8 protein-coding genes and 1 pseudogene are annotated in these 7,059 nt (G+C 72.3%); 5 read left to right on the top strand and 4 right to left on the bottom strand.

Annotation, left to right across the window (positions count from 1 at the left end; translation table 11 throughout):
• Positions 1 to 306: pseudogene (locus JWQ92_RS04315) on the top strand (SseB family protein); the annotation flags it as partial.
• On the opposite strand, the gene JWQ92_RS04310 reads toward JWQ92_RS04315, so the two are convergent.
• The 3 genes from JWQ92_RS04310 to JWQ92_RS04300 all read right to left on the bottom strand — a co-directional run bounded on the left by JWQ92_RS04310 (position 303) and on the right by JWQ92_RS04300 (position 3,412).
• Positions 303 to 764 carry a MarR family transcriptional regulator gene (locus JWQ92_RS04310; protein ID WP_297343229.1) on the bottom strand — a complete coding sequence of 154 codons (462 nt, stop codon included), beginning with the start codon at positions 762 to 764 and terminating at the stop codon, positions 303 to 305. The pseudogene JWQ92_RS04315 and the gene JWQ92_RS04310 overlap by 4 nt on opposite strands.
• Complete coding sequence (locus tag JWQ92_RS04305; RefSeq protein WP_297343228.1) at positions 761 to 2,590, bottom strand: MFS transporter; 1,830 nt, start codon at positions 2,588 to 2,590, stop codon at positions 761 to 763. Before JWQ92_RS04305 ends, JWQ92_RS04310 begins: the two co-directional genes overlap by 4 nt.
• 162 nt (positions 2,591 to 2,752) lie before the next feature.
• Positions 2,753 to 3,412, bottom strand: coding sequence for a pentapeptide repeat-containing protein (locus tag JWQ92_RS04300; RefSeq protein WP_297343227.1), 660 nt, complete (start codon positions 3,410 to 3,412; stop codon positions 2,753 to 2,755).
• A gap of 72 nt (positions 3,413 to 3,484) precedes the next feature.
• Here JWQ92_RS04300 and JWQ92_RS04295 point away from each other — a divergent pair, with 72 nt between their 5' ends.
• On the top strand, positions 3,485 to 3,715 hold the full coding sequence (locus JWQ92_RS04295; protein WP_297343226.1) for a hypothetical protein: 231 nt from the start codon (positions 3,485 to 3,487) through the stop codon (positions 3,713 to 3,715).
• A gap of 2 nt (positions 3,716 to 3,717) precedes the next feature.
• On the opposite strand, the gene JWQ92_RS04290 is transcribed toward JWQ92_RS04295, so the two are convergent.
• Complete coding sequence (locus tag JWQ92_RS04290; RefSeq protein WP_297343225.1) at positions 3,718 to 4,278, bottom strand: dihydrofolate reductase family protein; 561 nt, start codon at positions 4,276 to 4,278, stop codon at positions 3,718 to 3,720.
• 103 nt (positions 4,279 to 4,381) lie between these two features.
• Here JWQ92_RS04290 and JWQ92_RS04285 point away from each other — a divergent pair, with 103 nt between their 5' ends.
• The 3 genes from JWQ92_RS04285 to JWQ92_RS04275 form a co-directional block, all read left to right on the top strand.
• Positions 4,382 to 5,293 (top strand): neutral zinc metallopeptidase, encoded by a 912-nt coding sequence (locus JWQ92_RS04285; RefSeq protein ID WP_297343224.1) that lies wholly within the window; start codon positions 4,382 to 4,384, stop codon positions 5,291 to 5,293.
• Between the two features lie 37 nt (positions 5,294 to 5,330).
• The gene (locus tag JWQ92_RS04280; RefSeq protein WP_297343223.1) at positions 5,331 to 6,386 is read left to right on the top strand and encodes an LLM class flavin-dependent oxidoreductase; all 1,056 of its coding nucleotides are present in this window, start codon (positions 5,331 to 5,333) and stop codon (positions 6,384 to 6,386) included.
• A gap of 450 nt (positions 6,387 to 6,836) precedes the next feature.
• A partial coding sequence (locus JWQ92_RS04275; RefSeq protein ID WP_297343222.1) for a hypothetical protein occupies positions 6,837 to 7,059 on the top strand: 223 nt, incomplete at its 3' end.

Raw genomic sequence — 7,059 nt, 5'->3', positions numbered from 1 at the left:
GGCGCGCTCGAGGCGCTCGCGCGGGGCCTGCACTGGTCACCGCCCTGGCAGGACGCGGCGGTGCGGGCGGCGCTGGCGGCACCGGCACGCGCGGAGCCGGCGGTCGCGGACGTGGTGATCGGTACGGACGACCCCGGCTGCATCCTCGAAGGCGCGGAGGTGCGGGTGACGCTGGTCGTGCGGCCGGTGCTCGACCGGGACGGTCTCGCCGCGCTGGTCGATCGGATCCGGGCCGCGTGGACCGCGGACGACGTCGTCACCGCCCGCGTCGACTCGCTCGCGGTGCGGATCGAGGCCGCACCCTAGACGGGCTGCGCCGACCGGTCCGGCGCGCCGGGCGTCGCGGCGAGGAGGGCCGCCTCGAGCGCCGTCACGGCCCGCTCCACCGCGTCGAGGTCGTCCGCGGCCACCTCGTCGAGGAGCCCCGCGACCCACGCCGAGCGGGAGGTGCGTGCGTCCTGCAGCGCCCGCTCGCCGGTCGCCGTGAGCGACAGGAGGGTGGAGCGGCGGTCGTGCGCGTCCGCGGTGCGCACGACGAGGCCGCGCTGCTCGAGGTCCGCGACGAGCCGTGTCATCCCCGGAGCCGCGATGCCCTCGATGCGTGCGAGATCCCCCGGGCGGACGGCGCCCGCCCGGGAGATCGAGGACAGCGCGGAGACAGCCACGTGGCTGAGGCCGTCGGCGGGCGGCCGCAGGCGGCGGTTGATGGTGCCCACCACGAACGCGAGCCGCCCCGCGAGGTCCCGCCGGTCCGCGGCCGTCATCGCGTCGGCTGCCGCTGCTCGGTCGGGGCCGGCGACTCGGTGTGCCGGGCGTGGGCGACCGCGACGTGATGCGCGTGGTCCTCGGCGGCGGGCTGTGCCGCCGCGGCCGACGCCTCGACGTCGTCCGCGTAGACGAACTTCTTGCCGCCGACGAACGAGGCGATCGCCGCGATGACCGACATGATGGCGGCGGCGAGGAAGACGATCACGAGACCGCTGTGGAAGGGGCCGGAGATGAGGTTCGGGAAGAACTCCTTGCCGGTGAGTGCCGCGGAGTCCGCCTTCGGCAGCTGCGCGAGGATCCCGGTGGGGCCGAGCAGCGTCGCGATCGGGTTGTAGCCGAGGAAGGCCGCGAAGAGGCTGCCCACCGGCGGAACGTTGGCGATCTTGTCGGCCGCCGCAGCAGGCACCGAGTGGCTCGTGAGTCCCTGCGTGAGCGCGGTCGGCAACGTGTTGGACAGGCCCGCGATCATCAGCGAGAAGAAGATGCCGATCGAGAGGGACGAGCCCGCGTTCAGCACGGTGCCCGCCATGCCGGAGGCCGCACCGCGCTGGTTCGCCGGGACGCTGTTCATGATCGTGGCGCGGTTCGGGGCGCCGAACATGCCGGATCCGATGCCGTTCAGGAACGTGATGATCGCGAAGACCCCGTAGCTGAAGTTCACCGGGATCAGCAGCAGCGCGACGAAGGTCGCCGCCGTGAGCAGCAGGCCGATCGTGGCGAGCGCCCGCGCACCCCACCGGTCCGAGAGGGTGCCGGCGACCGGGCCCGAGATGAGGAAGCCGATGGTCAGCGGAAGGAGGTAGATGCCCGCCCAGAGCGGCGTCTGCTCATAGGAGTAGCCGTGCAGCGGCAGCCAGATGCCCTGCAGCCAGATGATCAGCATGAACTGCAGCCCGCCGCGGCCGATGGAGCCGAGCAGGCCCGCGAAGATCGCGGAGGCGAAGCTGCGGATCTTGAACAGCCGCAGCTCGAACATCGGGCTCTTGGCCTTCAGCTCGATGACCACGAAGACGCCGAGCATCACGAGGCCGCCGATGATCGAGCCGAGCACCCACGGGTTCAGCCAGCCGGTGGACGAGTCGCCGTAGGGCTGGATGCCGTAGGTGATGCCGGTGAGCAGCGAGGTCAGGCCGAGCAGGAAGGCGAGGTTGCCCGGGATGTCGAGGCTGCCCGGGTTGCGGGTGCCGACCTCGTGCAGGGACTTGAACGACCAGATCGTGCCGATGATGCCGACGGGAACGCTGACGATGAACACCGCGCGCCAGTCGATGACGGCGAGCACGCCGCCGAGGATCAGGCCGATGAAGGAGCCGGCGATCGCGGCGATCTGGTTGATGCCGAGCGCCATGCCGCGACGGTGGGTCGGGAAGGCGTCGGTGAGGATCGCGGTCGAGTTCGCGAACAGCATCGCGCCGCCGACGCCCTGCACGACCCGCCAGAGGATCAGCCACATGGCACCGGCGCCGGACTGGAACGGATCGAGCGACAGGGCGATCGCCGCGAGCGTGAAGATCACGAATCCGTAGTTGTAGATCTTCACCCGGCCGTACATGTCACCGAGGCGGCCGAAACCCACGACGAGCACCGCGGTGACGAGCATGAAGCCCATCAGCATCCAGAGCAGGTAGCTCGTGTTGCCGGCATCGAGCGGATTCAGCTTGATGCCCTTGAAGATGGCGGGCAGCGAGATCAGCACGATCGACGAGTTGATGGTCGCCATCAACATGCCGAGGGTGGTGTTGCTGAGGGCCACCCACTTGTAGTGCGGGTGGTCCTTGTCGAACATGCCCGAGCGGGTGCGGGCGTCCTGGGAGGTGGTCATGGTGCTCCGAACGAGACGGGACTGGGGGGATCGGACGCCCTCGGCCGATTCGTTGCTTCTTGGTAAGCAACTGTACGGCGGGTCGTCGGTATTCCTTCGAATCGCCTGAGCCGTGTCCCGGCGGCCGCGCAGCCGGCGGGACCGAGGCGGGGCGCCCGGCCGTCAGGCGACGACGACGCCGAGCGCCTCGGCGAGCAGCGGCGCGAAGCGCGGCAGCTGCTCCTCGGCGAGGATCGCGCCCGCCAGGTGGCGGCCGCCGTCGATCCGCTCGAGGACGCAGCCGCGCAGGTCGAGCGCGGCGAGCCGCGCCTCCGCGACGGACAGCGTGCCGATCCGGCAGCCGTTGACGGACATCCGCGCGACGCCGGCACCCCGCAGGTCCAGGTCGCCCACGGTGCAGTCGGTGAGCCTGACGTCCTCGAGGTCGCCGCCGGAGAGGTTCAGGTAGTCGATGCGGCTGCCCTCGATCGCGACCCGCTGCCACTCGCCGTCGTAGAGCTCGGCCGCGCCGACACGGGTGTCGCTGATCCGCACGTCGCGGAAGGTGGCGCCCGCGGCTCGCAGGGATGGCGCCGTCAGCCGGCTGACGACGCACTCGAGCAGCCGGGCCAGATCGAGGCGCACGCCGTCGGCCGTGCAGCCGGTCAGCGCGCAGCCGTCGAGGACGAGGCGCGTGAGGTCGAGGCCGTCGAGGTCGAGCCCGTCGAACGCGAGGCCGTCGAGGTCCGCGCCCGGCTCGAGGTCGGCGAGCAGGCCCTCGGCGAGCCCGGTCAGGGCGACCTCGTCGATCCGCGGGGTGACGGCGTCCTTCGGGCGGGCCATGCGGGAACGCTAGCGGCAGGGACCCGGAGAGCGGTCAGCCCGCCCCCCGGGAGGCGGCGTACGGTCCGCCGCATGAGCACGGAGCAGAGCAGCACGGGAGCCGACGACGCGGTCGTCGCGGAGCCGTTCGACCAGACCAACGGCGTGGTCGGCGGGCTGGAGGGCGAGTCCGGCGGCACGGCCGACGGCGAGGAGCGCAGCGACGCGGACCGCCGGGACGACGACGGCGAGGTCACCGACACCGACGACGTCGCCGGTCAGGGCGCCATGGACGCCGGGTACATCGTCGGCCGGCAGCAGTAGCCCTAGGCGCGGATGCGATAGGCGCGGTAGGCGGCGCCGCCGGCGAACCGGCGGTCGTCGACGAGCTCGAGCCGTGCGGCGACGCCTGCCGGCAGCCATCGGGTGCCGCCGCCGACGAGCACCGGCACGGCGATCCAGCGCAACTCGTCGACGAGGCCGGCAGCGAGCGCCGCCGCGGCGAGGCCGGGACCCCCCACGCTGAGCGGGGCGTTCGCGGCGCGCTTCCAACGGCGCACCTCGTCGGGCTCGAACCGGCGCACGAGGCGGGTCCGCGCGGTCGTCACCTCCGGCAGCGTGCTCGAGAAGACGACCTTGTCCGCAGCCCGCCAGACCGACGCGTAGTCGCGCGCCACGGGCGAGTCGTCCAGCCCGGGGGAGTCCGTCTCCCAGAACCGCATGGTCTCGTAGATCCGACGACCGTAGAGGTAGGTGCCGGTTCCGCGCTCGAGGTCGTTGACGAAGGCGTGCACCTCCTCGTCGGGCGCCGCCCAGTCGAACTCGCCGTCGGCGTCGTCGACGAAGCCGTCGAGCGAGGTGATCGCGGTGTAGACGAGCTCGGCCATGGGGCTCCTGACGAAGGCGGTTCGCACCATCCTCTCGCCCGATCCGCATCCGCGCACGGGGACGCCGTGAGACCCTGTGCGCGTCCCGCCCGGAAGGATCGCTGTGCAGTTCGACGACTCCGATCAGCTCGACACGAGCAGCGTCCAGGACCGACGCGGGTTCGGCGGCGGCACGGGCCTCGCGATCGGTGGTGGCGGGGTCGGTGTCGTCGGCGTGATCGTCTACCTGCTCATCCAGGTGCTCGGCGGCGGCTCGGGGAGCGGCGGCCAGGCGGCCGCGGGCTCCGTGCTCGACGGGCTCGGCTCCGGTCAGACCGCGAGCGGCGAGGAGCTCGCCTCGTCCTGCCGCACCGGCGCCGACGCGAACGCGAAGCGCGAGTGCGCCGTCGTCGCCGACATCCAGTCGATCCAGGACTACTGGGGCGGCGTGCTCGGCAGCCGGTACGAGAAGGCCGACACCGTCTTCTTCTCCGGATCGACGGACACCGGCTGCGGCGCCGCCTCCTCCGGCATGGGCCCCTTCTACTGCCCCGCCGACAGGCTCGTCTACATCGACCTCAGCTTCTACGACGACCTGAGGACGCGCTTCGGCGCGCAGGGCGGCACCTTCGTGGACGCGTACGTGCTCGCCCACGAGTACGGCCACCACGTGCAGGACCTGCTCGGCACCGAGTCGAAGGTGCAGGCGGGCGTGACCGGCGCGAAGAGCGGCAGCGTGCGGCTGGAGCTGCAGGCCGACTGCTACGCCGGCACCTGGGCGCACTCGGCGGAGACCACGCCCGACGCCTCCGGGCATCCGCTCGTCTCCGGCATCACCCAGGACGACATCGCGCGCGCCCTCGACACGGCCGGCCGCATCGGCGACGACTACATCGAGCGGAATCTCGGCGGCGGCACCGTCGACCCGAACTCGTTCACGCACGGCACCTCCGCGCAGCGCCGGCGCTGGTTCCTCACCGGCTACCGCAGCGGCGACCCGAACGCCTGCGACACCTTCTCCGCCTCGTCCCTGTAGGCGGAACAGGCGAGCCGCGGCGACGGTTGCACGCGCCATGAAGCGGATCGGGTTCCTGTCCTTCGGTCACTGGTCGCAGGCGCGCGGGTCGCAGACGCGAAGCGCCGCCGACACCCTCCTGCAGACGATCGAGCTCGCCGTGGCGGCCGAAGAGATCGGCATCGACAACGCGTCCGTGCGAGTGCACCACTTCGCCCCGCAGCTGTCGAGCCCCTTCCCGCTGCTCGCCGCGATGGCGGCGCGCACGAGCCGCATCGAGCTCGGCACCGGCGTGATCGACATGCGGTACGAGAACCCCCTGTACATGGCGGAGGAGGCGGCGATCGCCGACCTCATCAGCGGTGGCCGGCTGCAGCTCGGCGTGAGCCGCGGCTCACCCGAGACCGCCCTCGACGGGGCACACGCGTTCGGCTACCTGCCGCCGGACGGCAGAACCGACGCGGACCTGGCCCGCGAGAAGCTGCGCCTCTTCCTCGCCGCGATCGACGGCGCCGGCGTCGTCGACTCCGACCCGCGGATGACGGGCGTCTCGCAGCCGCTCGCCGTGCAGCCGCAGTCGCCGGGGCTCGCCAGGCGGATCTGGTGGGGGAGCGGCACCCGCGCCACCGCCCGCTGGGTCGCCGACCAGGGCCTGAACATGCAGTCGTCGACGCTGCTCACCGAGGACACGGGGGTGCCCTTCGACGAGCTGCAGGCGGAGCAGATCGCCGTCTACCGGGAGGCCTGGGCGGAGGCCGGCCACGACTGGACCCCGCGCGTGTCGGTGAGCCGGTCGGTGATCCCGATCACGACCGACGTCGATCGGATGTACTTCGGCGGCGAGGAGGGGTCGGAGGACCAGGTCGGCTGGCTCGACGGCGGCAACGCGCGCTTCGGGCGCAGCTATGTCGGCGAGCCCGACCGCATCGCCGAGGAGCTGGCGCGCGACGCGGCCGTCCAGGCAGCGGACACCGTGCTGCTCACCGTGCCGAACCAGCTCGGCGTCGACTACAACGCCCACCTGCTCGCGTCGATCGCGGAGCACGTGGCGCCCGCCATCGGGTGGCTGCCGCCCGCGCAGCGGGCCGGAGTTCTGAGCGACGGTCGTTCCTGAGCGGCGGTCGCGAGCACGGACCGCGCCGGGAAGCTCGACCCCTCGGGTGAAGGGGCCGCGGTCGTGAGGGGCGCGTCGCGGACTCCGTGCTGCCTGCCGGTCGCCACTGGCGTCACGCTCGGGATCCCCATCGTGTCCTGAAAGCACGCCGAAAGCGGTCTGAGAGCCTCCAGCTGCACGCTTCCTCCTGTTGTTCGAGATCCGGAGGAGTTGGCGATGCGGAAGAGCAGGCGAGTGCTGGTGGCCGGCACGGTGGGGTTGGCCGTGATCGGTGTGATGGCGGGGTGTGCCGTGTCCGCGGCGGGCGCATCGTCGTCGGCGTCGTCGAGCGGCGTGGCGGCGTCGCCGTCGTCCTCGTCCTCGTCGGCGGCGGGTGGGAGGCCTGCGGCGGGTGGATCGAATGCGCGGTCCGGGCCGGAACCCGGCGGCTCCTCCGGCACGGTGGACAGTGTGGCGTCGTCGGGCTTCGCCCTGACGACCTCGGCGGGGCAGAAGGTCACCGTCGATGAGGCGTCCTCGACGACCTACCTGTCCGGGTCGAGCGCGGCGTCGGCGAGCGCGGTGACCGCGGGCACGAACGTGCTCGTGCTCGGCACGGTCAGCGGAACGACGATCACCGCCACCCAGGTCACCGTGGGCTCCGGCACCAACGGCGGATCGGCGGCGTCCACCG

The sequence above is a fragment of the Amnibacterium sp. genome (genome assembly GCF_025463795.1).
GTDB lineage: Bacteria > Actinomycetota > Actinomycetes > Actinomycetales > Microbacteriaceae > Amnibacterium.
This window is presented reverse-complemented; position numbering and strand designations above follow the sequence as displayed.